Annotated in this window: 25 protein-coding genes and 1 riboswitch; of the genes, 18 read left to right on the top strand and 7 right to left on the bottom strand. The window is 41.4% G+C overall.

Annotated elements, in window-relative coordinates:
- The first annotated feature begins 132 nt into the window (after positions 1-132).
- On the top strand, positions 133-1,011 hold the full coding sequence (gene dapA / locus ACIGG7_RS13920) for a 4-hydroxy-tetrahydrodipicolinate synthase (RefSeq protein WP_224941730.1): 879 nt from the start codon (positions 133-135) through the stop codon (positions 1,009-1,011).
- Positions 1,012-1,238: 227 nt separating this feature from the next.
- Here dapA and ACIGG7_RS13915 read toward each other — a convergent pair whose 3' ends face one another.
- The 3 genes from ACIGG7_RS13915 to ACIGG7_RS13905 all read right to left on the bottom strand — a co-directional run bounded on the left by ACIGG7_RS13915 (position 1,239) and on the right by ACIGG7_RS13905 (position 5,099).
- Complete coding sequence (locus tag ACIGG7_RS13915; protein ID WP_224941729.1) at positions 1,239-1,937, bottom strand: ABC transporter ATP-binding protein; 699 nt, start codon at positions 1,935-1,937, stop codon at positions 1,239-1,241.
- A gap of 11 nt (positions 1,938-1,948) precedes the next feature.
- Positions 1,949-3,358, bottom strand: a complete 1,410-nt coding sequence (locus ACIGG7_RS13910; RefSeq protein ID WP_397550003.1) for an ABC transporter permease — start codon at positions 3,356-3,358, stop codon at positions 1,949-1,951.
- A 415-nt stretch (positions 3,359-3,773) separates the two neighbouring features.
- Complete coding sequence (locus ACIGG7_RS13905; RefSeq protein WP_397550002.1) at positions 3,774-5,099, bottom strand: hemolysin family protein; 1,326 nt, start codon at positions 5,097-5,099, stop codon at positions 3,774-3,776.
- Positions 5,100-5,403: 304 nt separating this feature from the next.
- On the opposite strand from ACIGG7_RS13905, the gene ACIGG7_RS13900 reads away from it, so the two are divergent.
- The 5 genes from ACIGG7_RS13900 (at position 5,404) to ACIGG7_RS13880 (ending at position 9,598) form a co-directional block, all read left to right on the top strand.
- Entirely contained in the window at positions 5,404-5,733 is a 330-nt protein-coding gene (locus tag ACIGG7_RS13900; RefSeq protein WP_224941726.1) for a hypothetical protein, read from the top strand.
- A 196-nt stretch (positions 5,734-5,929) separates the two neighbouring features.
- Complete coding sequence (locus tag ACIGG7_RS13895) at positions 5,930-6,298, top strand: ArsR/SmtB family transcription factor (protein WP_224941725.1); 369 nt, start codon at positions 5,930-5,932, stop codon at positions 6,296-6,298.
- Positions 6,291-8,402 carry a heavy metal translocating P-type ATPase gene (locus ACIGG7_RS13890; RefSeq protein WP_397550001.1) on the top strand — a complete coding sequence of 704 codons (2,112 nt, stop codon included), beginning with the start codon at positions 6,291-6,293 and terminating at the stop codon, positions 8,400-8,402. Before ACIGG7_RS13895 ends, ACIGG7_RS13890 begins: the two co-directional genes overlap by 8 nt.
- Positions 8,403-8,412: 10 nt before the next feature.
- A complete protein-coding gene (locus tag ACIGG7_RS13885; protein ID WP_397550000.1) occupies positions 8,413-9,306 on the top strand; it encodes a cation diffusion facilitator family transporter in 894 nt (297 codons plus the stop codon).
- Positions 9,307-9,349: 43 nt separating this feature from the next.
- Positions 9,350-9,598 carry a Fur-regulated basic protein FbpA gene (locus tag ACIGG7_RS13880; RefSeq protein WP_397549999.1) on the top strand — a complete coding sequence of 83 codons (249 nt, stop codon included), beginning with the start codon at positions 9,350-9,352 and terminating at the stop codon, positions 9,596-9,598.
- A gap of 52 nt (positions 9,599-9,650) precedes the next feature.
- On the opposite strand, the gene ACIGG7_RS13875 is transcribed toward ACIGG7_RS13880, so the two are convergent.
- On the bottom strand, positions 9,651-10,553 hold the full coding sequence (locus tag ACIGG7_RS13875) for an aldo/keto reductase (protein ID WP_397549998.1): 903 nt from the start codon (positions 10,551-10,553) through the stop codon (positions 9,651-9,653).
- A gap of 85 nt (positions 10,554-10,638) precedes the next feature.
- On the opposite strand from ACIGG7_RS13875, the gene ACIGG7_RS13870 reads away from it, so the two are divergent.
- From ACIGG7_RS13870 to splB, 8 genes are all read left to right on the top strand, one after another.
- Complete coding sequence (locus ACIGG7_RS13870; RefSeq protein WP_224941720.1) at positions 10,639-11,538, top strand: phosphotransferase; 900 nt, start codon at positions 10,639-10,641, stop codon at positions 11,536-11,538.
- Between the two features lie 303 nt (positions 11,539-11,841).
- Positions 11,842-11,951: riboswitch (TPP riboswitch) on the top strand.
- 133 nt (positions 11,952-12,084) lie between these two features.
- Positions 12,085-13,071, top strand: a complete 987-nt coding sequence (locus ACIGG7_RS13865; protein WP_397549997.1) for an ABC transporter substrate-binding protein — start codon at positions 12,085-12,087, stop codon at positions 13,069-13,071.
- A gap of 12 nt (positions 13,072-13,083) precedes the next feature.
- Positions 13,084-13,377, top strand: coding sequence for a thiamine-binding protein (locus ACIGG7_RS13860; RefSeq protein WP_224941718.1), 294 nt, complete (start codon positions 13,084-13,086; stop codon positions 13,375-13,377).
- The gene (locus tag ACIGG7_RS13855; RefSeq protein WP_224941717.1) at positions 13,374-14,135 is read left to right on the top strand and encodes an ABC transporter permease; all 762 of its coding nucleotides are present in this window, start codon (positions 13,374-13,376) and stop codon (positions 14,133-14,135) included. Before ACIGG7_RS13860 ends, ACIGG7_RS13855 begins: the two co-directional genes overlap by 4 nt.
- 1 nt (position 14,136) lies before the next feature.
- Positions 14,137-14,874, top strand: coding sequence for an ABC transporter ATP-binding protein (locus ACIGG7_RS13850; protein ID WP_224941716.1), 738 nt, complete (start codon positions 14,137-14,139; stop codon positions 14,872-14,874).
- Positions 14,867-15,646: a TatD family hydrolase gene (locus tag ACIGG7_RS13845; RefSeq protein ID WP_397549996.1), complete on the top strand. Its 780-nt coding sequence runs from the start codon at positions 14,867-14,869 to the stop codon at positions 15,644-15,646. The genes ACIGG7_RS13850 and ACIGG7_RS13845 overlap by 8 nt, the downstream gene beginning before the upstream one ends.
- A gap of 137 nt (positions 15,647-15,783) precedes the next feature.
- Positions 15,784-16,029 (top strand): transcriptional regulator SplA domain-containing protein, encoded by a 246-nt coding sequence (locus ACIGG7_RS13840; protein WP_397549995.1) that lies wholly within the window; start codon positions 15,784-15,786, stop codon positions 16,027-16,029.
- Positions 16,030-16,040: 11 nt separating this feature from the next.
- Complete coding sequence (splB, locus tag ACIGG7_RS13835; protein WP_224941713.1) at positions 16,041-17,069, top strand: spore photoproduct lyase; 1,029 nt, start codon at positions 16,041-16,043, stop codon at positions 17,067-17,069.
- A gap of 47 nt (positions 17,070-17,116) precedes the next feature.
- On the opposite strand, the gene ACIGG7_RS13830 is transcribed toward splB, so the two are convergent.
- A complete protein-coding gene (locus tag ACIGG7_RS13830; protein ID WP_224941712.1) occupies positions 17,117-17,545 on the bottom strand; it encodes a low molecular weight phosphatase family protein in 429 nt (142 codons plus the stop codon).
- A gap of 374 nt (positions 17,546-17,919) precedes the next feature.
- Here ACIGG7_RS13830 and ACIGG7_RS13825 point away from each other — a divergent pair, with 374 nt between their 5' ends.
- The 3 genes from ACIGG7_RS13825 (at position 17,920) to putP (ending at position 21,793) form a co-directional block, all read left to right on the top strand.
- Positions 17,920-19,164, top strand: coding sequence for a dicarboxylate/amino acid:cation symporter (locus ACIGG7_RS13825; protein WP_224941711.1), 1,245 nt, complete (start codon positions 17,920-17,922; stop codon positions 19,162-19,164).
- A 220-nt stretch (positions 19,165-19,384) separates the two neighbouring features.
- Positions 19,385-19,948: an NAD(P)H oxidoreductase gene (locus ACIGG7_RS13820; protein WP_397549994.1), complete on the top strand. Its 564-nt coding sequence runs from the start codon at positions 19,385-19,387 to the stop codon at positions 19,946-19,948.
- 375 nt (positions 19,949-20,323) lie between these two features.
- Complete coding sequence (gene putP / locus ACIGG7_RS13815; RefSeq protein WP_224941709.1) at positions 20,324-21,793, top strand: sodium/proline symporter PutP; 1,470 nt, start codon at positions 20,324-20,326, stop codon at positions 21,791-21,793.
- Positions 21,794-21,850: 57 nt separating this feature from the next.
- Here putP and ACIGG7_RS13810 read toward each other — a convergent pair whose 3' ends face one another.
- Positions 21,851-23,248 (bottom strand): cryptochrome/photolyase family protein, encoded by a 1,398-nt coding sequence (locus tag ACIGG7_RS13810; RefSeq protein WP_397549993.1) that lies wholly within the window; start codon positions 23,246-23,248, stop codon positions 21,851-21,853.
- 227 nt (positions 23,249-23,475) lie between these two features.
- Between ACIGG7_RS13810 and ACIGG7_RS13805 the strand changes: the two genes are divergently transcribed.
- Positions 23,476-23,928, top strand: coding sequence for a helix-turn-helix transcriptional regulator (locus tag ACIGG7_RS13805; protein WP_224941707.1), 453 nt, complete (start codon positions 23,476-23,478; stop codon positions 23,926-23,928).
- A gap of 54 nt (positions 23,929-23,982) precedes the next feature.
- On the opposite strand, the gene ACIGG7_RS13800 is transcribed toward ACIGG7_RS13805, so the two are convergent.
- Complete coding sequence (locus tag ACIGG7_RS13800) at positions 23,983-24,507, bottom strand: universal stress protein (protein WP_224941706.1); 525 nt, start codon at positions 24,505-24,507, stop codon at positions 23,983-23,985.
- Positions 24,508-24,730: the final 223 nt, after the last annotated feature.

The raw sequence follows: 24,730 nt of genomic DNA, 5'->3' as shown, positions 1-24,730 counted from the left end.
CTTTAGGATAAGGGGGAAAGCACTTCTTATTTTGAGGAATTCACTATTTTTTTATAGGATATTCTGAGCATAAAACGAATATATTTAATTGAAAAATCCACATAATTAAAACAATATAAGGGAGAGCTTGTATTGAAAATTGAAGGTGTCTGGCTACCGATAATAACCCCTTTCCACAATGGAAGGATCGATATTTTATCATATTCAAAATTAGTTGAACACTATGTAAACCAAGGGATTTCAGGATTAATTCCATTAGCAACGACAGGTGAAAGTCCTGCGATTGAGGAAGATGAATTTGAGATAATTCTTGATAAAACATTAGAAGTGGTTAACGGACGGATTCCCGTTTTCGTCGGTGTTGGAGGAAATTACACAAAAAAGGTCATCAAACAATTAAAAGTAGTTGAAGCATATAAAGTAGATGGCATATTGTCTGTTTCACCCTATTACAATCTGCCAAGCCAAGATGGCATTTACAATCATTTTTTACAAATCTCAGAAGCAACGAATTTAAAAATAATGATCTATAATGTACCTTATAGGACAGGACGGAACATTGAGAATGAAACTGTAAAAGAATTAGCGAAATGCAAGAATATAATAGGAATAAAAGATTCAGGTGGAAACTTGAAACAATCTCTAGAATTACTTATGAATCCCATCGAAGGGTTTTCTAATCTAACAGGAGAAGATGCTTCTTATTACCACCACTTACTTTTAGGTGGTGCAGGTGGGATTTTAGCCTCTTCTCATTTAGCCACAAGAGACTTCTTGGATGTTTTTAATAAAGTACAAGAAAATAATCATAGTGATGCATTGAAAGTGTGGAGAAAATTATATCCGATTACATCTATGTTATTTAAAGAAACAAATCCAGCACCGTTAAAGTACGTTCTATATAAAAAAGGTTTGATAAAATCTCCCGAAACAAGATTACCCGTTACAGGGACGACAAAAGAATTGAATAGGAAATTAGACGAATTGCTTACCTCTAACAAAAACATTTGATGGATACTTTAATGATGATAGTAAGTAATTATTAATATTTCTCCATTGAATGAACGTTAGGGTGGCATGGCTGAATAAAGCTTTTCCTAATGCCATTCAATAGAAAAATAGTAAAAGCACTGCGATTTGCAGTGCTTTTGACATTGCTGATTAAAATGCGATTATCCACATTTTTTGATCTCGAAAAGAGAATCCGTTAAGGGAAGATATTGCTGCGTTAATGAAAATTAAATGGTTTTTTCCTTTACCCTCAGATCTTTAAAGGAGAGCCCCCCCTTTGAAAGGGAAATGACTGTGTCCGAGGCTTGAGCCAGTCCCTGGTCATGGGTGACGACGATGACACATTTGTTTTCATTGTGAGCAAGATTTCTGAACAGGTCGACAATGCCACGAGCGGTATCCTCATCTAAGTTACCGGTTGGTTCATCTGCCAGAATGAGCTCTGACTGACAGGAAAGAGCTCTGGCGATGGATACCCTTTGCTGTTGTCCTCCACTGAGCGTCAATACTTTTTGACGGGATTGTTCCTCGGAGATCCCTACCTTTTGAAGCATTTCCAAGGCAAATTCTTTTTTATTTTTGACTTGTGTTCCAGTAATCTCCATCGCGGTTAAGACATTTTGTAATGCCGTCATATAAGGCAGGAGATTATAGGATTGAAAGACGATCGAAACATGCTTATTGCGAAATGTGGATAAACCGATTTTACGTATGTTTTTTCCTTCGAAGAGGACCTGTCCCTCAGTGGGGGAATCCAGAGCACTCGCAAGTGATAGGAATGTTGTCTTTCCAGATCCCGATGGACCGACACATGTATAGAAGGTCCCACGTTTAAATTCAGCGGTCACGTTCTTTAAGATATGTTGTTGTTTAGATTCGTGCTTATAACTGTAACTGACATTTTCGAAACGTAATATTGTACTCATCGTGAGCCTCCTTAATCCTGCTTCGTTAAGATTGCTTTAGGGTTGAGTCTTAATACCGTCAAGGACGGAATCAGTGTCGAGAATATAACAACGATCATCCCTATGCCGAATAATTTCATCAGGTCTTCACCAGTCGTATGAATCGACAATTCATCTAATGTACCCACATCCTGGACGTTGGAAGGCTGAAACGGCATACGGCGAAATGATGCAGGGGTGTCCGCTGCTTGTTCCGATTGAGTGATTTCCTGCTGAAGCAATTGCTCACCAATCTGATTGGCCACCAGGTTTCCTGATAATGTGGAGATCCCCATCGCCAAAACGGCCACAATCAATATCTCAACCAGAAACTGGCCGACGAGTTTCCCTTTCTTTTCACCAATGGCAAGCAGTACACCCATTTCATATTTCCTTTCCCTGATTGTCATCATGACAATCAGACCTAATATAATGGCTCCCGCGATTGTGACAAGGAATACAACATTATTTGAGAATGAGGCTACATTTTCAATTGGCCCCATCATTTGTTGATACAATTGGTCATTTGCATCCAATTTAAATTGATCAAAATCAATGGATGAGCTTTTTTCTGCTTCTGAAATAAAGGCTGGGATATCTGCCGGATCCTTCATATAGTACACTGCCCGATCGATCGTATCAGTCGTTCCTTTTAATGTATTCGCAACGGTATATGGGACAAATAGCTGATTGGATGGATTTAAAAAGGCGAAGTTTTGAGCTCTTTCATCCATTTCTGCAGTGGTTTCATAAATACCCACAATTTCAACGGTGGATTTTGTATCATCCGTGTTTGAAATGGTGATAGTGTCTCCGACTTTCAAGTCATTTTCTGAAGCGAGGTTCTTCTCAATGAGTGTTACTTCTTTATTCAGGTCGTCCTCTGTCAGGTGCCGCCCTTCCACGATGGATGCATCCCCATTTAAGAAGGAGCTTGCCGAATCCGAGAATACGATCCCTTCAACAGATACATCACCGGCCATCATTCTACCGCCGCCACCAAAGCCGCCCTGCTCATCCGTTTCGGTTGTATCGTCGCTGCCTACTGCAGTAAAGTCTTTGGCAAGGGCAGAAGTGGTTGAATAATAATTATAGCCTTTCACATAGTCTGAGCTGGTAAGCCCCTCTGCCGAATCAAGTGGGAGGGGGACTGATTGGAATCGTGGCCTTTCCCCATTTTGAGCTTGACTTTGCTGCTGGGCCATCAGCTTTTCCCGGTCCACGGTCAAAGTCACTTCACCGCCCAATTTCTCACGGGCCAGGATACTTGATTGGTCTGCTGCTGTCTGGATTGTGATTCCTGACAGAACCAATACCGAAATAACAGTCAGAACAATCAGTAACAAGATGCTTTTCCCCGTTCGTGCTTTTACACTCCAGAAGGCACGTTTAATAAAATTCATTCTCCTCTACTCCTATTCATTTAAATATGATGGGGAATCTCTTAAGTTATTTAACCCCTGTATGAATTGCTTCCTTTCTTCTTTAAATAGCTTATCCATCAAATATGGCCAAAGTATGAACGGAAAATGTCCGATTGTTTAAATGTTAATGGAACGTGGAAGTCAATCATTTATTCTTAGAATTTGGCTCTTTTCGTAAAGGTTTTGGATATTTCGTACACAGACATTAAACTTCGAATGCTCTGTTATTGATTGTGTGCTGGAGGGTGAGGGGAACTGCTTCGCTTTCCACGGACGTTCGGCCGAGCCTCCTCGGCAAAGACGTCTAACATGACATGTTTTTATAATGAAAAACGTACTCTTGGAAATCTATCACCGTTTTCTAATTCAAAATCAACAAAAAAAGAACGTGCCGTTAATCCGACACGTTCTTTTGGTTTTGGATGCTATTCATTTTTGTTACTTCTAAGTATTGAATATGGTGCCCATCGATTTCTTTCACTTTGAAGCAATAGCCTTGTTCCTCGATCTTATCCTCCGGCTTAACTTCATATTTCTGAGTGAGGAACCAGCCTCCGATTGTATCCACTTCCTCTTCCTCAATTGAAATGCCAAGAAGGTCATTCACATCCTCAATGAGCATGACGGCATCGAAAATATAGTGATCTTCTTTTACCTTTTGAACTTCAGGGATTTCGTCGATATCAAATTCATCCCTGATTTCGCCGACAATTTCTTCAATGATGTCTTCCACTGTAACGAGGCCGGCCGTTCCGCCATATTCATCAAGGAGAATGGCCATAGGAGAACGTTCTTTTTGTAACTTGACGAGTAGAGCCTGAATGGGAATCGTTTCTATGACACGAATGACGGGTTTGATGAAAGAAGATACGTCTTCATGTTCGTTTTTATGATTTACGAGTGTCGTCAAGAGCTCCTTCACATTCACGATCCCGAGAATATTGTCTTTATCCCCATCCACGACAGGATATCTCGTGTAGCGCTCTTCTTTAATGACCGATAACACTTCGTCAATAGTGGACTCTGCAGATAAAGTTACAATGTTTGTCCGGGGAACCATGATTTCCTTCGCGATTCGCTCGTCGAATTCAAATATTTTATTCACGTATTTGAATTCGGATGAGTTGATTTCACCGCTCTTGTAACTGTCAGAAAGGATGATTCTGAGCTCTTCTTCAGAGTGGGCAATTTCATGCTCCGAAGCGGGTTTTAAACCGAACATCCCCGTGAACACACGGGCTGAACTGTTCAAAGTCCAGATGAATGGATAAGCAATTCGATAAAACCAAATCAGTGGGCGTGCAAATAATAATGTGATTCTTTCGGCTTTTTGGATGGCGAAGGTCTTTGGAGCCAATTCTCCTATTACGACATGCAAAAAGGTGATGACAGAAAACGCCAATGCGAATGATATGATGCTGGTGATGGATGCGTTAAGTTCAATTCGTTCAAATACAGGATGAAGAAGTGTTTCAATGGTCGGTTCGCCTAGCCACCCCAATCCAAGAGACGTGATGGTGATTCCCAACTGACAGGCAGAAAGGTATTCGTCCAAATGGGTAATGACTCTCTTTGCGGCAACGGCGGTCTGATTTCCTTCTGAGACCAACTGATCAATGCGGGTACTCCTTACCTTTACGATGGCAAATTCAGATGCTACAAAGAACGCAGTCAGTCCGATAAGTAGGGCAACTAGAAATAAATTAAATAGAATGTCCAATGGGTAGAAGTCATAAGAAAGGGAGCCCTTTTCTTATACTTCGATCACCTCCTGATTAAAATTCGGTCAATTGTAAGAATTGAAGGCAGAATGGCCCTTGTATTCCTTACCTTAATGGATATAATCTTATTAAAATAGTACGATCTTATTTATTGTATTGAAGGTCTCTCTGTGATTGCAAAGCATGTCTTATTCCGTTATTCTAAAATATAACGATTCAAAACATTGATGCATGATTTCATCATAGAGAATATTCTTGAACAATACAATCATTTAGAATGAATAGTTGGAAAGGAGAACGATTATGGCAGACGTGTTTAATCAAGAGTTTGTTGTAGCCCTTATCATTGCCTTTTCGGTTTATGTCATTGTAAGAGGAATAGCCATTTTCTTCGGCAAAGCAGGAAAAGGCTATCTGGAAAACGTTCAGTCCCAAACCGGCAGATTATACCTGAAATTAATTGGCGGCTACTATATATTATCAGGCGTACTGGGCCTCTTTATCCCACGATTAGACTGGAAAACAGAAGACATCTACTTCGCCATCGCCATCTTCGCCATTACATCAGTCGTATTCTGGGTCACCCTCGATCTCTTCATGAAACGCGACCGTAAAAAACTTCAACAAAATTAATTAGGCTTCTATAAAGCTCCGGTTTCGGGGCTTTTTTTATTTTGTTGGGGAAGAACCCAACCAGTCGTTACCCGTACTGAATATCAATAGTTGGAAACCCCCAAAAAAAATTAACATTCAAAAGAATGTTTGAACATTTTTCGGCCTTCTTATATACTATATTCAAAAGGGTGTTTGAATGAGGAGTGGTGTATAAATGAAAGATATAGATGTGTGTGAAGTGTCTTGTGTGGAAAATGAAAAGGTCAATCGCTTAAAAATGGACCTTTTAACACAAAATACGTCTAAAGTGGCGGAGATTTTTAAAGCATTATCCGACCAAACGAGAATGAAAATTGCGTACGCACTAACAGTGGAAGACGAATTATGCGTGTGTGATGTGGCGAACATCGTAGGGGCGTCCACTGCAACTGCGTCCCACCATTTACGTTTATTAAAAAAGCAGGGATTGGCTAAATTCAGAAAAAAAGGAAAGCTCGTTTATTATTCCTTGGATGATCATCACGTAAAACAATTGATTGAGATTGCAGTGACACATCAGTTGGAGGTGGAGGAACGTGACTAGTAAAGCTGCCCTTAAACAAACATACCGGGTCGAAGGTTTTACTTGTGCAGGGTGTGCAGCCAAGTTCGAAAAGAATGTTCAGCATCTAGATGGAGTGATAGATGCAAAGGTCAACTTTGGTGCTGCCAAGATTACTGTATACGGAGACACTACAAAGGAGTCGGTAGAAAAAGCAGGCGCATTTGAAGGGCTTCGCTTAACAGAAGACGGTATGAGAAAGGTTCAGGAAGAAAAAGAGCCGTTTTATAGAAGATACAAGCATTTACTTGTTTCAGTATTCTTTATCCTGATTGCATATTCATTACCTTTGATGGGTGTAGAAAATAGTCATTTTCTCTCAACCCTTTCATTTGCAACAGCGATTGTAACGGGTGGGTATCGGTTATTTGAAGCAGGCTTCAAGAACCTGCTTAAACTCGAATTCGATATGAGGACGCTGATGACGATCGCGATTATCGGTGCAGCATTCATAGGAGAATGGGGCGAAGGGGCAATTGTTGTCCTTTTATTTGCCATCAGTGAAGTGTTGGAGGCTTATTCCATGGATAAAGCGAGGGAGTCAATCCGCTCACTCATGGACATCGCTCCCCCGCAGGCACTCATCATCCGCAACGGTTTTGAAATGATCGTCGATGCAGAGGATATAGAAGTCGGGGACATCATGTTGGTGAAGCCTGGTCAGAAAATTGCCATGGATGGGGATATCCTCGAGGGCTCTTCTTTCGTCAATCAGGCTGCGATCACAGGTGAATCGGTTCCGGTGGAAAAAGTCCGTGGTGATGCCGTATTTGCCGGTACGCTAAATGAGGAAGGCCATTTAAAAGTATTGGTCACAAAACGGATAGAAGATACGACACTGGCCAAAATCATTCATTTAGTTGAGGAAGCACAGGGTGAGAAAGCTCCTTCACAGGCATTTGTCGATGTGTTTGCAAAATATTATACGCCGGTCATCATGGTGATTGCCTTCCTTGTAGCAATCATTCCACCGCTTTTATTTGGTGCGGGATGGTCTGATTGGGTGTATCAGGGCCTTTCAGTGTTAGTCGTCGGCTGTCCTTGTGCATTGGTTATTTCCACTCCGGTAGCGATCGTTACAGCCATCGGGAATGCAGCCAAAAACGGCATTCTGATCAAAGGCGGCGTTTATTTGGAGGAATTGGGAAGGTTGAAGGCCGTTGCCTTTGATAAAACAGGTACTCTTACGAAGGGAGTCCCTGAAGTAACGGATATGATTCGTTTAGGTGATGTGGAAGAAATGGATTTATGGAAGATGATGGCCGCACTTGAATTTCATTCACAGCATCCTCTTGCGCACGCATTTATGAAAAAAGCAGAAGACATGGAAATGGACTATAGAAGCTGTGAAGTGTTTGAGTTTCAATCCCACACGGGTAAAGGAATCAGTGGACTGATCGGCGATAAGAGATACTATATCGGCTCTCAAAGTCTTTTTGCTCATACGCCGTCAACTGAAATAGAAAATCTTCAAACAGAAGGCAAAACCGTTATGGTATTTGGAACGGCTGATACTCCTTTAGCAATTGTAGCCGTGGCGGATGAGGTGAGGGATACAAGTGGGGAGGTCATCAATGATCTGCACCAGATGGGGATGGAGCAAACGGTCATGTTGACAGGTGATCATGAAAAAACGGCAAGATCAATCGGAACCAGGATCGGGGTCAGAGAAATCAAGGCCGGGCTGCTTCCAGAAGAAAAACTAGGTTTCGTTAAGGATTATATGGATACCTACGGAAGGGTCGCTATGATAGGAGACGGAATCAATGACGCCCCTGCTCTTGCGGCTTCAACCGTTGGGATCGCCATGGGGGGAGCAGGAACGGACACTGCATTGGAAACGGCCGATATCGCCTTAATGAATGATGACTTGAGAAAATTACCTTATATCATTCGTTTGAGCCGTAGTACTCTTACCATCATCAAACAAAATATAGCCTTTGCAATCGGAATTAAACTTCTTGCTTTATTACTAGTCATTCCAGGAATGCTTACATTATGGATTGCTATATTTGCCGATATGGGTGCGACATTACTTGTCACGTTGAATGGCCTTCGGTTACTCAGGATAAAAGATCGAAAGTGAGGGATTTCATATGGGTCACGATCACAGTCATGGCCACACTCAAAATAAAAAAGCATTATTGATCAGTTTTCTTTTCATTTTTACCTTTATGATTGTCGAGGTGATCGGGGGCGTAATGACTAATAGTCTCGCCCTCCTTTCGGATGCAGGGCATATGCTCAGTGATGCAGCGGCATTGGGGCTTAGTCTCGCCGCGTTTTATATAGGGGAAAAGGCCTCCAATAATGGGAAGACCTACGGTTACAAACGATTTGAAATCGTAGCAGCATTTCTGAACGGAATCACCCTGTTACTTGTTTCCCTCTATATCTTCTGGGAAGCATACCGTCGCTTTATCGTTACACCCGATGTATCACCAAGTATGATGATCATCGCCGTCATCGGTTTAGTGGTTAATATCATTGTCGCATGGATTCTAATGAGAGGGGATACAGAGCATAACTTGAATGTCCGCAGTGCATTTCTTCATGTTCTGGGAGATATGCTCGGATCGGTCGGGGCCATCATTGCGGGTATCCTGATTTACTTCTTTAATTGGAATCTGGCAGACCCGATCGCTTCTGTCATCGTGGCGATCCTCATCATCATTTCCGGATGGAGAGTAACGAAGGATTCGATTCATATCTTAATGGAGGGATCTCCTGCAAATGTGGATATGGACCAAGTGAAAAGAAGCATGTCCGCCCTGAAAGGAGTTATTGAAGTTCATGATCTTCATGTGTGGAGTATCACTTCTGAATACACGGCTATGAGTTGTCATGTGGTGGTAGAAGATGAAGTGGATCGGGATGTGATATTATCTCAGCTTTCGGAATTTCTGGAAAGGGAGTTTGACATTCACCACGCAACCATTCAAATCGAAGGGGAAAAAGCGTTGGGCGGTCATCACCACTGCTGTACTTGAACAATCGGAACGAACAGGGCAGACTTTCAGGAGATTTTCTCGAATGGTTGAAAGAATGTTTATTCCCTTCCTTCATTGGGGTATATCCTCAATTGGAGGGATGAACATGCTACATCAAGAAACGAAAACACACCAGAAAAAAACACCCGAATTTAAAAAGGATTTTTATATACAGCAATTATTAAGGATTGGCGTTTATAAATCTTTCGGAAAGCAGCTTTACGAACTGTCGATGAATGAATTACAGGATGTCTACCTTGAATATTATGTTGGTGGAGATATTGCTCGCTAAAAAAGACGACCTTGGAAAAGGATCGTCTTTTTATATTTGATACGGGACCATATTATGGTACGTCATGACCCATGGATGTTTGGAGGATCTCGAACCATTGATCATGATTCAATGTGATGGAGAGGGAATCAATCGCGTTTTGAATCCGCTCTTTCTTACCTGACCCGACGATAGGCATAATGTTCGCCGGATGATTAAGAAGCCATGCATACAGAATCTCGTCGATTCCTTTTGCCCCTGTTTCTTCCTGGACTTTCTTTAATGTATGTTGAAGCCTGATTGCTTTATCATCTTCGCCCTTAAAGACTGCCCCTCCGGCAAGTGGTGACCATGCCATTGGTGCAACACGTTTATCTTGACACAGATTTAATGTCCCGTCTTCGAAGTTCTCCAGGTGGTAAGCAGATAGTTCAATTTGGTTTGTGATTAATGGAAAAGGCAAATAGGATTGAAGCATATTCCACTGATGATCTTTAAAGTTGGAAACACCAAAATGTCGTACTTTTCCTTCTTCTTTTAATTGAGTGAAGGCTTCGGCCACTTCTTCACCATTCATGAATGGATCTGGTCGGTGTATCAATAACAAGTCGATGTAGTCCGTTTTTAAGCTCTGGAGAGAGTTCTCCACTGAAGAGAGAATGTGTTTCTTACTCGTGTTGTAATGGTGTGTTAGATGATCTGGTCGATTATCCGAAGGCAGGACGATTCCACATTTCGTCACGATTTCCATCTTCGCCCGTAATGTGGGGTCAAGGGCAAGTGCCTCTCCGAATAAAGCTTCACACGTATATGATCCATAAATGTCAGCGTGGTCAAAGGTTGTGATTCCGTTTTCAATATTATGTTGAATGAGTGATAATGTCTCTTCCTTCGATTGATTCCAATCCGCAAGTCTCCATAAACCATGAATGATCCTGGAGAAAGATAAGTCTTCTGTCATTTGTATTCTTTGCATGGATGTAACCTCTCTTCCTTTGTATGTAGATAATACTTCAAAGTCATACTATCAGTATAATACTACGGTTTGAAAGGAAATAGAAATGATTGAACCTCTGCGGGGTATATTACGACATTGGGACGTGGATCCCACTTTCATAGAGCCACTGGGCCCTCATCCGAATGTTGCAAGAGTGAAGGAAGGAATGAAAGTATATTATTTAAAGAAGAGAGAGGATTTATCCATTGAGAAAAGGTGGGAGGAGTTCTATTTAACCTCCTATCTATTGGAAAACCGCCATTGTGTTGAATCACCATTATTAACTTCTTCAGGGTACCCATTTGTGAAAGAAGGAGAACAAATATATTCACTTTATAAAGCCCTGGAAGGAAGGTCTTTAAAGATATATTCTATGACAGCACTAGCAAATGCCGGGGCATACCTTTCAGACATTCATCTCCTTTTTGAAGGGTATCGCAGTCAACAGGAAGTGGTGGATTGGGATATTGAACGTCATGTAAAAGAGTGGATGTCCGTACTTGGAAACACATCGATCGGAAAACGTGGTGCAGGATTACTATCAAGAATAGAGGGGTGGAAGTCATACTACACTCAGTTGCCACACCAAATTGTTCATAGTGACTTCCACTCGGGAAACATCTTGATGAAGGGGGAAGAAATCATCGGTGTTATTGACTTCGCGCGGATTCGGACTGCCCCCCGTATTACAGACATCGCTTACTTCCTCGCAGGTCTTCTCAAGAATAGCGCGAACAAGAAGAGATACGATTCAATCAGATGTATACAAGTGTTTCTAGACGGATATGAAAGCAATACCTCATTGACCACCACAGAGAATCGACTATTGCCGTCTATCATCATCCTTTTCCTTCTGCAATATGCATTTTTGTATTCACACCAAGGGTATTCAGAAGCGGGCTCATCCTGCATGCTTTTTATTGAGGAACTGATCAATTCTGATTATTTTCAGGGATTAAAATAAGGCTGTTTTCGTAAACGATTGTTGCTTTTGGATATATGGGCTTGTTATTGATTCCCACTCCAATAAACTGTCCAAGATAGTACTAATGCACATTCTTGACTATTTATGAACCATTTTGCTCTGTCAACACTAGTTCCCTTCACCCTCTTCCACAGACTCAGGTGACAGAGCATCTGCAAATCATAGTCTGTGCGAGAATAACAATACACTCTTTGCGAAAAGAGATCCTAAATTTAAAAGGAAATACTTGAATAACAAACCGTTCTATGGCACAGTAGGAAAGAAGATAACGTTAATTTCATATTCTATGTGTAGGGGGACCGGAATGGCCGGTTGAGATTGTATCCTTTAGATGCTGACCCTTTGAACCTGAACTGGCTGATACCAGCGTAGGAAACATTCTCTTAAACGATACATAACCAAGTTTAATGATGCGTCCAAGGCTTTCAGCCCGGGACGCTTTTTTGTTTTACATTCATTTACCTTCATAAGCGAAGAATAATGGAATAAACGTTGAAACTGCAAAAGATTTAAGGAGGAAACAAGATGAAAAAATGGATGTTCATCATCTGTTCAGTATTTTTACTAACGGCCTGTAGTGCCGGGAAAGATACAGCCAATGAGAAGAAAGAAGGTCTTAAAAAGGTATCGGTTGTACTCGACTGGACACCAAATACCAATCACACAGGATTATATGTAGCGAAAGAAAAAGGTTACTTTAAGGACCAGGGACTTGATGTCGATATCATCCTACCTGGAGAATCCGGAGCCGATCAACTTGTTGCTTCAGGGAAAGCAGAATTCGGTGTAGGCTACCAGGAAAGTGTCACACAGGCGAGAGTCCAGGATGTTCCTCTCGTATCCATTGCTGCTGTTATTCAGCATAATACTTCGGGGTTTGCATCCCCCAAGAGTAAGGGTATTACAAAGCCAAAGGATTTTGAAGGGAAAAGCTATGGCGGCTGGGGGTCCCCTGTTGAGAAAGCCGTGATGGATTCCATCATGAAACAAAAAAATGCCGATGTAGAAAAAGTGAATTTCATTAATATGGGAGACACTGATTTCTTTACTGCCGTCAAGAGAGATGTTGATTTTGCCTGGATTTACTATGGTTGGACTGGTATAGAGGCTGAGCTTCGCGGTGAAGAGCTGAACATGATGTATGTAAAGGATTATTCTGAGAAATTGGATTATTATACTCCGGTGCTGACAACAAATGAAAAAATGATCGAATCAGATCCAGAAACGGTTAAAGCATTCCTTGCCGCAACTTCCAAAGGGTACGAGTATGCCATCGACAACCCGAAAGAAGCAGGTGAAATCCTTCTGGGAGCAGCTCCTGATCTTGATAAAGAATTAGTCATTAAGAGCCAGGAATGGTTAGCCCCTAAGTATCAGGATGACGCTGAAAGATGGGGAGAGCAAAAGCTTGAAGTGTGGGAGAACTATGCATCTTGGATGTATGATAATGATTTATTAGATAAGAAACTTGAAAGCAAGAAAGCATTCACGAACGAATTCTTACCGAAATAAGAGGTGAATAAAATGGGGAACGCACTCGTAAGTATACAAATCATTCCGAAGACAAAGAACGGCGAAGATGTCATTCCATATGTTGATGAGGCGATTGCCATCATAGAACAATCAGGTGTCCGATATGAAGTCCATCCCTTAGAAACGACGATGGAAGGAAATCTATCAGATTTATTTAAGGTGATTGAACAAATGAATGAACGGATGATTGAAATAGGAAGCAAGAACGTCATCTCACAAATCAAAGTATTATATCAGCCCGATGGTATTGAAATGAACCAATTAACGGAGAAGTATAAAGGATGAGAACATGGCTATCGAAAGGATGGAGACCCTTCTTGGTCCTCATCCTTTTATTCATCATTTGGGAAGTCAGCATAAGAGTATTTGATGTGCCAGCTTGGCTGATGCCTTCCCCTTCAGACATTTGGTCAGAAGGTGTTGCCTCGTGGTCTGCATTCAAGGGACATCTTGCTTCAACGACGCTTCTTACAATTGTAGGGTTTGTGATTGGCTGTTCGATCGGAATCGGGGCAGCGGTTGGGCTCCATCTCCTGCCAAAGGTAAGGGAAGCCTTCTATCCTCTGATGATTCTGTCGCAGAATATACCTATTATCGTCTTGGCGCCTTTACTTGTCATTTGGTTTGGATTTGGATTGTTACCAAAGATCATCGTCATTACGTTGATCTGCTTCTTTCCGGTGGCGGTTTCAGCAATGGATGGATTCAGACAGACGAATGCAGAGTACATCCTATATATGAAGATGTCGGGAGCATCAAAAGGGCAGATATTCAGGAAAGTGGAGTGGCCACATGCCCTGCCTTCCATTTTCTCCGGATTGAAAATTTCAGCTACCTATAGTGTAATGGGAGCGGTGATATCTGAATGGTTAGGTGCCCAGAAAGGAATAGGTGTTTACATGACACTCGCATCGTCTTCATTCCGGACCGATAGGGTCTTTGTTGCGATTTTCATGATCATGCTCCTAAGCCTGGTATTTTTCGGTATCATCCTTTTGTTAGAAAATATCATGGTGAAGTGGAATCGAAAGGAGGACAAGTAATATGACGACCTTATCTATTGAAAACATGTCCAAGTCATTCGATGGTGAACTTGTCCTTGATGATCTCTCCATTACGGTCGGAGAGGGTGAATTTGTTTCGATACTTGGACCATCTGGAAGCGGGAAAAGCACACTGTTTCATGTCATTGGTGGGTTATTCACTCCGGACTCAGGAGATATCCGTCTCGATGGTCAGTCGATAAGTGGTCAGAGGGGCTCCATCAGCTATATGCCTCAAAGTCCGTCCCTTCTGCCGTGGCGTACGGTGATTGAGAATGTGATGCTTGGTCAGGAGTTACATGGAAAAAAGGATAGGCAAATAGCGATGAATATGATTGAACGTGCCGGTTTAAAGGGATATGAGGAAGCATACCCAGCAGATCTTTCTGGTGGGATGAAGCAGCGCGTCGCCTTTATTCGTGCACTTGTAAGTCCACAATCCTTTTTATGTCTGGATGAGCCTTTCTCTGCCTTGGACGAATTTACCCGGTTGGACATGCAGAAGTGGCTCCTTTCGATATGGGAAGAGGATATGAGTTCGGTTCTGTTTGTTACTCATAATATTGATGAGGCACTTTTCTTGTCTGACCGTATCATTGTGTTATCTACCAGGCCTGCACGGGTGCAAAAGGAATTCAAAGTTCCTTTTTCCCGCCCGCGTGATAAAGGGATCCTATTAACGGAGGAGTTCCTTAAATGGAAAACGAATATCTTTGAGGAGTTATCTCAATATGTCTAGATCTTCTCTCATAGATGCCCATGTTCACCTTGACCTTTATGAGCCATTCGAACGTGACAAAATACTCCAGGAACTAGGGTTGTATTCAGTAGAATCCCTCATATCTGTGTCATTTCATCTAGCATCTTCCAAGCAGAATTTAGATATTGCGAGGAGGGATGCGCGGGTAAAGACGGCAGCGGGTCATCATCCCGAGCAAGAACTTCCTTCTGAAACGGAATTAAATGAACTCCTGGTATTCATTCAGAGACATCATCAAGAACTTGTCGCAATCGGGGAAGTGGGGCTTCCTTATTATAAAATGAAAGAAGATCCCTCTTTGTCCCTCACGCCTTATATTGAAATGCTTGAACGCTTTATCATTCAGTCAAAGCAACTGGATAAACCCATCGTCCTTCATGGGATATATGAACATGCTCCGATCATCTGTGATCTATTGGAGAAGCATTCAGTGAATAAAGCGCACTTTCACTGGTTTAAAGGAGATAAGAAAACGATCGAACGCATGATTGAAAAAGGGTATAGCGTATCCATCACACCTGATGTTCTGTATGAAGAAGAAATTCAAGAACTTGTAAAGACATATCCAATCGAGGGCTTGATGGTGGAAACAGACGGCCCCTGGAGATTTGAGGGTGTCTTCCAGAATAGAATGACCCATCCCGGTTTGATGCACCGTTCCGTAGAAATGATTGCCGAATTAAAAGGTTTGAGAGAATCAGCTGTATACAAGCAACTATTCAGGAATACAAAGGAATTTTACGGGATTTAGAAAAGAGGCTGCTCCTGCATTGCAGAAGCAGCTTCTTTTTCTCTAAACCCGTATACCTATAAACATCTTTTACCATTATATTTCCACCCTTCTTAACAGAAAATGATACTAATGACTTGTAGAAAAAGGTGAGAAAAATGGAATTAAATAATCAATATCCCCCTTATCAAGCAGGTGATGTTGTATATGTGATTTACAGAAACCCGCATACTCAAAGTGTGGCCAATGTTCAGGAAGCAGCGGTTGTTCACGATCCGGAAAATCCGGGTGAGTTAGCATTATTTCTATATGAGACCTATTATCCGTTAACCCATGAAGTAGCTGTTTATCGTACAGAATCAGAGGCGGAACAGGCATATACTCAATCATTTGGAGACCTTTAGGAGGGAATAATATGGTGAAACCGTTCGTGCCTCAATTGGTCTATTTTGAGCCTAATGCTCTGGATTATCCATTGGGGAAACAATTAAAGGAAAAGTTCGAGAATATGGATGTGGAAATCCGTTATACTACCTCCCATAATCAGGTCCGAAATCTCCCTGGGGAAAACCATTTCCAGAAATACAGAATTGCTAAATCCACCCTGGTGGTAGGAGTCCGTAAAACGTTGAAGTTTGATACTTCAAAGCCGTCTGCAGAATATGCCATCCCGTTTGCCACAGGGTGCATGGGGCACTGTCATTACTGTTATCTTCAAACTACAATGGGGAGCAAACCCTATATTCGCACATATGTCAACGTAGATGAAATATTTGAGGCTGCAGATCGATATATCGAGGAAAGAGCACCTGAATTCACTCGTTTTGAAGCGGCTTGTACTTCCGATATCGTGGGAGTGGATCACCTTACTCATACGCTTAAACGGGCGATTGAACACTTTGGTGAATCGGAGTATGGTAAATTACGCTTCGTTACGAAATTCCATCACGTCGATCACCTGCTGGATGCGAAGCATAATGGGAAGACAAGATTCCGTTTCAGTATTAATGCGGATTATGTCATAAAGAATTTTGAACCAGGAACCTCCCCATTGGATAAGAGGCTGGAGGCGGCAGGTAAGGTTGCCAGGGCAGGGTATCCATTAGGTTTCATAGTGGCGCCCATATATATCCATGAAGGATGGCAGGAAGGCTATAAGCAAATGTTCGAACACCTCGAAGCCCATCTACCCGAGGAAGCCAAGAAGGATTTAACCTTCGAATTCATTCAACATCGTTTTACAAAGCCTGCGAAGAGAGTGATTGAAAAAAATTATCCGATGACGAAGCTTGAGTTAAATGAAGAAGAGCGCCGTTATAAATGGGGTAAATATGGAATAGGGAAGTACATTTATCAAAAAGATGAAGAGCAGGAGATCAAAGATCACCTTTACGCATATATGGAGAAGCATTTTCCTAAAGCAAAGCTTGAGTATTTCACCTAAAAAAAAATGGACTGATTACATAAACCTGTTCCTTGTAATCAGTCCTCTTAATGTAATTGTGGGAGAATATTTTCTAAATCTTTCACTTTCATGGCGATTTCGTCGCAAATTTCCTGATAATGAACCCATTCTTCAATCAAATTTGCGGACCGTTTACTTGGATTCGGTAAATTCCAATAGATGACCTTTTCCTGTAATTCCGTTGGCAGTTCAATCTTATCGTCATATTCTGTATCCTGAATCGCAACGATCACCGAGGCGTCACCAAGTTCTTTCATCTCAATGCGCGTTAGAGGAAGTGAACTAATATCAATACATAATTCTTTCATGGCTAAGATACTGAATTCAGTACGACTTTCAGCAACCCATCCGGCACTTTTGAAAGACCAGTCTGACACATTGAGCTTCTCGGCCCACCCTTCAGCTATCAAGCTGCGCTGTTGACTACTTGAAAGAAAATAGACTGTTTTATTCATAATCGTATGTTCCTTTCTATTTTCATGCTGTTATTACTATTTACCCAATTGCGTATGAATTAATCCTTGAATGATAAAAAGAAATTTTTGGAAAGATATTTTTGGTAGAATGGATTCACTGAAATACCTGAAATTATGAGATGGAGGTATTGCAGTATAGTAAAATGGATGCGATTCGCCTTTATTCACCTTTAATTATTAAAAAAATCAGTATAATGGAAGAAGGAGAATAAAGATTTCTAAAAGAACAAGGCAGTAGGGAAAAATCGGAAAGAGGTTTTTCTTGCTGAAAGTTAAAAAAAATTTGGTTTTATCAGAAAGGTATGAGGGTAAATACCTTTATATTATTTGGAAAATTATAGGGAGGTTCATCTATGAAATTTAACTTAACAACGAAGATTATCACCGCCTTGATACTAGGTGCGGCAGTAGGTTTAATCCTTAACATTTTTGCAAAAGATTTATTCGATATACTAGATCCCTATCTCTTTACTCCTCTGGGGAAAATATTTCTTAATCTGATCAGCATGCTTGTGGTTCCGATTGTCTTTCTATCGATCGTTCTTGGATCAGCAGGTTTAGGTGATCCGAAGAAGCTTGGGAGAATCGGACTGAAGACCATCGTCTACTTCTTATTAACAACATGCATTGCCATTGTAATTGGTTTGACGCTTGCGTATATCATCGATCCAGGTTTGGTGGAAGGAATCGATACTTCCCAATCAGAAGGGTTTAAAACAGAAAAAGCTCCTCCAGTAGGGGAAACCCTTATGAACATCATCCCTAAAAATCCCCTTACGGCTATGACTGAGGGTAATATGCTTCAGATTATCGCCTTTGCCATCTTCATCGGGTTCGGATTGACCGCTCTGGGAGAGAAGACGAAAGGCATCTTGAAACTTGTCGAACAAGGGAATGACTTGATGATGTATCTTGTGACCCTTGTGATGAAATTTGCCCCATACGGAACATTCGGATTGATCGCTTCAGCAATAGGAAGTCAGGGTTCCAGTGCTTTGAAAGCGATGTGGCTTTATTTTGTTGTCGTATTAGCGGCATTGCTTGTTCACGCGTTCATAACATATGGAGGAACCATTCTCCTTCTGGCAAAGAAGAACCCAATTTGGTTCTTTAAGAACTTCAGTCCTGCCATGAGCGTTGGGTTCAGTACATCAAGCAGTAATGCAACCCTTCCAATATCAATGGATGTGGCCCAGCAACGACTGGGTGTTTCCAAATCGGTGAGCTCCTTTGTTCAACCTTTAGGAGCTACGATCAACATGGATGGTACAGCAATTATGCAGGGGGTGGCCACTGTGTTTATCTCCCAAGTCTATAATGTAGATCTTTCCATGGAACAGCTGATTACTGTTGTCCTTACAGCTGTATTGGCGAGTATAGGTACGGCAGGTGTACCAGGCGTCGGGCTGATTCTTCTTGCCATGGTTTTAAGCAGTGTAAATCTTCCTGTTGAAGGGATCGGGCTGATCTTGGGAATCGACCGTCTGTTGGATATGGCTCGAACGTCCATCAATATTTCTGGTGATGCTGCTTGTGCCCTATTTGTATCCGAAACGGAGAAAAAAAGAACGATTAAGATACAACGAGGTGAAGGATAACCGATTGGGGTATCTCATACTGTCACTATAATGGAAGGTGAAATCATCATGATTTCACCTTCTTTTTTGTGGAGAAAGACGTGAAGCTTACCAGTCCTGTATTTTCTCCCCTCACTTATGACAAAGTATAGGAAACGGAATTGATGAAAAGTCAGTATGTTATCCTGAATAGAGACTGTCACACAGTAATCACTAAAGTCCATTTAAGGAGTTGTTTTTCTTGAAAGTACTTATGATTGTTGCCCATCCCCGAACGAATTCACTTACATTTTCCATCACAAAGCATATTCAGAAAGGTCTTCTCGATAAAGAATGTAAATCATCCATATTGGATTTGTATCGGGAGGAATTCCTTCCGATATTAGATGAAAAAGGAGAAGAAGGCTGGGATAACCCCCTGAAAGGGAAGCCTTCCCATATTGTGGAGAAGGAAAGGAAGAAATTAAAGAGATATGACGCGTTGATCTTTGTGTTTCCGATTTGGTGGTATGGTTTGCCGGCCATTATGAAAGGGTATATTGATCGAGTATTTACATATCCGGCATTTACACAGATTAATCATCAGAAGGTTCTTTGGGTGGGTCTTGCAGGTGAAACGAAAGAAGAATTTATTTCAAATGGCCACGACAAGTCCTTGAAACATCAATTAATTCATGGGATTTCAGAGAAAATGGGTGTCATCGACAAAGAGATGGAGATATTTTTTGACACAATGAACAGGGATAAAAAATTCGATTATGAAAAAACTATGAATAAAGCGTATCTGCTTGGTGCGTTATTTTAATCAGATGTGAAAAAAGTACTGTATTTTGAATAAATTTAAATAATTTTTTGTGAATAAATATAGAGGAATAGTTGGTATAAGACAATAATATCGAATATTATCGTATATTTATTCATGTGTTTCTTTCTGTTAAAGGCAGAAAACTTTAAAAAAATCTGTATTATGGTATGATAAATCTTGTGTCTACATCAGCCGGGAATTTAACATTAAAAAACAAAGTGTATAAAAAATACACTGAAATGCATAAGAAGGAGGGTATCAAAATTGGGTGAAGAATTAACAATGGGAACCTGGTTATGGTTATTAATCCCAATGCCGACATTGATCATTTTATCAATCATCACTTTTTTTACAGAACAAACAAAGGAGTAGATTATGGATATTAATATTCAGACGTTAACATCGATTATTATTTATTTAATTGGAATGGGTGTTATTGGTTACATGGCAGCGAAGTTAACCAGTAACTTATCCGACTATGTTTTAGGAGGAAGGCGATTAACTGCCGGAGTAGCTGCCCTAAGTGCGGGATCTTCAGACATGAGCGGTTGGTTGATGCTTGGGTTGCCTGGTGCCATTTATGCAAGTGGTATGGGATCAATCTGGTTAGCAATTGGGCTATCCGTAGGTGCGTACTTGAACTGGCAATTTGTTGCCAAGCCATTCCGTGTGTATACGGAAATCGCGAATGATTCAATTACAGTGCCTGATTTCTTCGAAAACCGTTTTCATGATTCAAGCAAAATTCTTCGAGTGTTCTCTGCTGTCATCATTCTGATCTTCTTTACGTTCTATACTTCCTCAAGTTTAGTGGGTGGAGCAATTTTACTTGAAGAATCATTCAATATGGATTACAGACTAGCTTTATGGGTTGGTGCAGGAGTCATCCTTTCTTATACATTCTTTGGTGGATTCCTTGCAGCCAGCTGGACGGATTTCATCCAGGGTATCCTGATGTTCCTTGCTTTAATCATCATTCCGATCGTAGCTATTTCTGAGATCGGCGGGTGGGATGCGACGGTAAGTGCTGTATCAAGCATCGATCCTTCTTACCTGAATGTTTACACAGGAGCGACATTTGTCGGAGTCGTATCACTTCTTGCTTGGGGCTTGGGTTATTTCGGACAGCCTCATATCATCGTTCGTTTTATGGGGATTAAATCAACGAAAGAAATTCCTAAAGCACGCTTGATTGGTATGGTATGGATGATTGTCTCCCTATTCGGGGCAATCTTCATCGGTTTCTCAGGTATTGCGTATTTTGCAGATTCTCCATTAGAGAATTCTGAAACAGTGTTCATCATGTTCTCGCAAGTATTATTCAATCCTTGGGTAGCTGGTTTCTTACTTGCCGCCATCCTTTCAGCAATCATGAGTACAGTGGATTCTCAGCTTCTTGTTTCTTCAAGTGCCTTGGCTCAGGATTTCTATAAAGCGATTTTCCGAAAAGAAGCAAGTCAGAAAGAAGAAGTGCTGGTCGGTCGAATTTCAGTAGTGGTCATTGCGATTCTTGCCATTTTCCTTGGATATGACCGAGATAGTAAAGTACTTGAATTGGTAAGTTATGCATGGGCAGGATTCGGTGCTGCATTTGGACCGGTCGTGATCCTAAGCTTATTCTGGAAACGCATGACAAGAAATGGTGCACTTGCAGGTATGATCACAGGTGCAGTAACGGTTATTGTATGGAAGCAGTTAACGGGAGGACTCTTTGATATTTATGAACTTCTTCCAGGGTTTATCTTTGCTACCATTGCAATATTTATCTTTAGCTTTGTTGGCAATCCGCCATCTAAAGAAGTACAAGAAGAATTTGATACCGTTAAGTTGCGTTTGAGAGATTAAAGACAGAACTCGAAAGGACCCAATCAATGATTGGGTCCTTTTTGTTGCAGTCAAGAGCTATTTTATCTCATCGTAGCGTTCCAGAGCCCGCTTGCGTGCTGCTTTGTGATCGACGACGGGATAAGGATAATCTTTCCCCATCGAGATATTGCACTCTTCCAACACAGCAGCGGGGGCGTCTGTTGGTTTGTGTATATATGGGCTCGGAAGGTTTGCTAATTCAGGAACCCACATGCGGATATAAGCCCCGTCTTTATCAAACTTTTCACTCTGTAGTGTAGGGTTGAAAATTCGGAAATAAGGGGCTGAGTCAAAGCCAGATCCTGCAACCCACTGCCATCCCATAGAGTTATTGGCGAGGTCCGCATCGATCAGGGTATTAAGGAACCACTTTGCCCCTCTTTGCCATGGGATGAGAAGGTGCTTGGTAAGGAAGGAAGCGACGATCATCCTCACTCGATTGTGCATGAATCCTGTTGCCCATAATTCCCTCATCCCTGCATCCACTATGGGATAGCCGGTTTTGCCTTTTGTCCATTTTTCCCAATCATCTTCATTTGTTTGCCACTTAAAGTCACCGAACTTTTTGTTAAGCGGGCGAGCTGGGGATTCTGGGAAATGGAGGAGAACTGTGTATGAAAATTCTCTCCAAATGAGCTGTTTAATGAAAGGTTCAATCGGTTTGCTGTCCATTTCGACTAGTGTATGAAAGATCCTTCTGACAGATATGGTCCCGAGAGCCAGATAAGGAGACAAGGTGGAGATATGTCCCTCACTTGGGAAATCTCTGCCTTCTGAATAAACGTGCAAGCCTTTTTCTAGAAATGCGTTCATTCTTTTCAAAGCCGCATCTTCACCTGGATCCCATATGCTTTCCATCACATGATACCATGGAACAGATGGCATGAACCCTAAATCCTTAAGACTCATCCCAGTGTCTTTAAGTTGTGGAACGTTCATCTGTCTAACCGGAGGGCGCGGTTTAGGAATGTCTTGTTTCCTGAGTGACTTGTAAAAAGCCGAGTATACTTTATAAGGGGTGTCATCGTCTTTTTTTATGTTCCATGGTGGTAAAAGGAGTGTACCCTCAAAGGTTTTTACATCAATTCCTTGAGAAGATAATGAATGAGCCAGTTTTCGATCCCTATCGTACACTTCAGGGTGATATGCTCGGTTCCAATAAACAGCCTGAGCATTTGTTTTCTCGATCCACCTAAGAAGGACTTCCTCTGTTTTTCCCTTGTCGAGCCAAAGATCGCCGTTAATGGATTGAAGGGTGTCCTTGAAGGTCTTAATATTACGGTGCAGCCACCATTTCTTCGCTTCACCGAACGAGGCAGCCTCATCCAAAATAAACAGTGGAATCACGTTTCCTTCCTGTGATGCTTCAAAGAGTGCGGGATGATCATCTATTCTCAAATCCTCTCTGATCAGAACTATGATCGTTTTTTTCATTATGATTCCTCCTTGGAAAAATGCGATTTCCTGTTGTATTTGCCATTTATGCAGTGTTTAGATAGATTTATCGCTTAAGTTTAAAGCGTTTAGTTTAACTAAAAGTATAATGAATCTACCAAAGGGATACAAAAATCGATGGGCTTCATAAGAAATATTCAATAGAGATTGAAAAAAGGACTGGGTTAGGTGTAAAATTACACTATAATCAAATGAGGTGTGAATCCATGACAAAAGAAGAAATTATCTTAATCATATCCGAAAAATTAAGGCTCATTCGGACAGAAGCCGGCTATACACAAGACAAAATGGCTACTGTCATAGGCGTATCGAAAAAAACACTGGTACAGGTCGAGAAGGGGAGGGTGATGGCAGGATGGACTACTTCCGTTGCCATTTGTGCGTTGTTCAAGGACAGTGAAACCCTGATGGCGAGTCTTGGAGGAGAACCTCTTGAAGTCATAGAGACCATTGCGCGTGAAGGGATCGACTATCGAAAGGAAAAGACCCTCGGAGGCAAGATTTGGTGGAAAGATATTAAGAGAACGGATGAGTACATCCTTCAACAAAATTTGTTCAGCAAGCATTATCGTATATTAGATGCTGAGGATTACCGGATCTATAGTAGCTTTGATGAAGAGAGCAGTCATAAACGCTTCGATGAATTGACGGTGGGATAGAGTGCAAAGAAAGGGACGGACCTGTAAAAGGTCCGTCCCTTTCTGGTGAATCGATTATTTTACGACCAGTACACTTGATTCGCAGTCATGGGCAACCTTTTCGCTTACACTTCCGAGTACCCATTTTTTCATGCCGGATTTTCCGCTGTTTCCCACTACAACCAGGTCTGCCTGTATTTCTTTGGCGTATTCACATATGCGCTTCGCTTCCGAACCGGATAGATGAATATAGTTGGCGTCTACTCCATGGGGAGCAAGCTTTTCTTTCGCATTTACCAAAAATGGATGAGTGGAAGAGGGAGTCCTGATTTCATGGCGTCCCTCATCAGACGTATGGACTTTGTTATCTGGTGAAACCGATAGATTCCCCATATATTGATTGTCAAAGCCAGGTGACGTGTCTGCGATCGCATGAGTCGGCGTATAGTTGTCACGCGGTGCAGTCGCTGTTTTTTCATCTGAAATATGGAGTACAGTCAAGGTGGAGTCTATGGAACCTTTCATTAATTTCGTCACTTCATCTAATGCCTTTTTACTTCCATCTGTTTCATCATATGCTAATAGGATATGTCTATACATGTCATTCACCTCTGTATTAGGATATTTGTTGTTTACCCGTTTTAAAAATATTTAATCTTTTTTAGTAAGTTCTTTAAGTGGTGAGGGATGGGGAGAATCTAAATATTGTGTAGAAAAATAAGGAGCAGAATGGGGGAAGATCCATTCTGCTCCTATGCTTTAAAAATTCTTAAATAATAGCAGGAATATGTTTGGCTAATGTGGATTTTACAGCATGCTGATA

It is taken from the genome of Rossellomorea sp. NPDC077527 (genome assembly GCF_044542955.1).
Lineage (GTDB): Bacteria > Bacillota > Bacilli > Bacillales > Bacillaceae_B > Rossellomorea > Rossellomorea aquimaris_E.
This window is presented reverse-complemented; position numbering and strand designations above follow the sequence as displayed.

Coding starts and splice junctions, on each gene's coding strand:
- ACIGG7_RS13915 (WP_224941729.1), bottom strand. CDS start 1,937: ATGAGTACAATATTACGTTTCGAAAATGTCAGTTACAGTTATAAGCAC.
- ACIGG7_RS13910 (WP_397550003.1), bottom strand. CDS start 3,358: ATGAATTTTATTAAACGTGCCTTCTGGAGTGTAAAAGCACGAACGGGG.
- ACIGG7_RS13900 (WP_224941726.1), top strand. CDS start 5,404: ATGGCAGACGTGTTTAATCAAGAGTTTGTTGTAGCCCTTATCATTGCC.
- ACIGG7_RS13895 (WP_224941725.1), top strand. CDS start 5,930: ATGAAAGATATAGATGTGTGTGAAGTGTCTTGTGTGGAAAATGAAAAG.
- ACIGG7_RS13885 (WP_397550000.1), top strand. CDS start 8,413: ATGGGTCACGATCACAGTCATGGCCACACTCAAAATAAAAAAGCATTA.
- ACIGG7_RS13880 (WP_397549999.1), top strand. CDS start 9,350: ATGGTTGAAAGAATGTTTATTCCCTTCCTTCATTGGGGTATATCCTCA.
- ACIGG7_RS13875 (WP_397549998.1), bottom strand. CDS start 10,553: ATGCAAAGAATACAAATGACAGAAGACTTATCTTTCTCCAGGATCATT.
- ACIGG7_RS13870 (WP_224941720.1), top strand. CDS start 10,639: ATGATTGAACCTCTGCGGGGTATATTACGACATTGGGACGTGGATCCC.
- ACIGG7_RS13865 (WP_397549997.1), top strand. CDS start 12,085: ATGAAAAAATGGATGTTCATCATCTGTTCAGTATTTTTACTAACGGCC.
- ACIGG7_RS13860 (WP_224941718.1), top strand. CDS start 13,084: ATGGGGAACGCACTCGTAAGTATACAAATCATTCCGAAGACAAAGAAC.
- ACIGG7_RS13855 (WP_224941717.1), top strand. CDS start 13,374: ATGAGAACATGGCTATCGAAAGGATGGAGACCCTTCTTGGTCCTCATC.
- ACIGG7_RS13850 (WP_224941716.1), top strand. CDS start 14,137: ATGACGACCTTATCTATTGAAAACATGTCCAAGTCATTCGATGGTGAA.
- ACIGG7_RS13845 (WP_397549996.1), top strand. CDS start 14,867: ATGTCTAGATCTTCTCTCATAGATGCCCATGTTCACCTTGACCTTTAT.
- ACIGG7_RS13840 (WP_397549995.1), top strand. CDS start 15,784: ATGGAATTAAATAATCAATATCCCCCTTATCAAGCAGGTGATGTTGTA.
- splB (WP_224941713.1), top strand. CDS start 16,041: ATGGTGAAACCGTTCGTGCCTCAATTGGTCTATTTTGAGCCTAATGCT.
- ACIGG7_RS13830 (WP_224941712.1), bottom strand. CDS start 17,545: ATGAATAAAACAGTCTATTTTCTTTCAAGTAGTCAACAGCGCAGCTTG.
- ACIGG7_RS13825 (WP_224941711.1), top strand. CDS start 17,920: ATGAAATTTAACTTAACAACGAAGATTATCACCGCCTTGATACTAGGT.
- putP (WP_224941709.1), top strand. CDS start 20,324: ATGGATATTAATATTCAGACGTTAACATCGATTATTATTTATTTAATT.
- ACIGG7_RS13810 (WP_397549993.1), bottom strand. CDS start 23,248: ATGAAAAAAACGATCATAGTTCTGATCAGAGAGGATTTGAGAATAGAT.
- ACIGG7_RS13805 (WP_224941707.1), top strand. CDS start 23,476: ATGACAAAAGAAGAAATTATCTTAATCATATCCGAAAAATTAAGGCTC.
- ACIGG7_RS13800 (WP_224941706.1), bottom strand. CDS start 24,507: ATGTATAGACATATCCTATTAGCATATGATGAAACAGATGGAAGTAAA.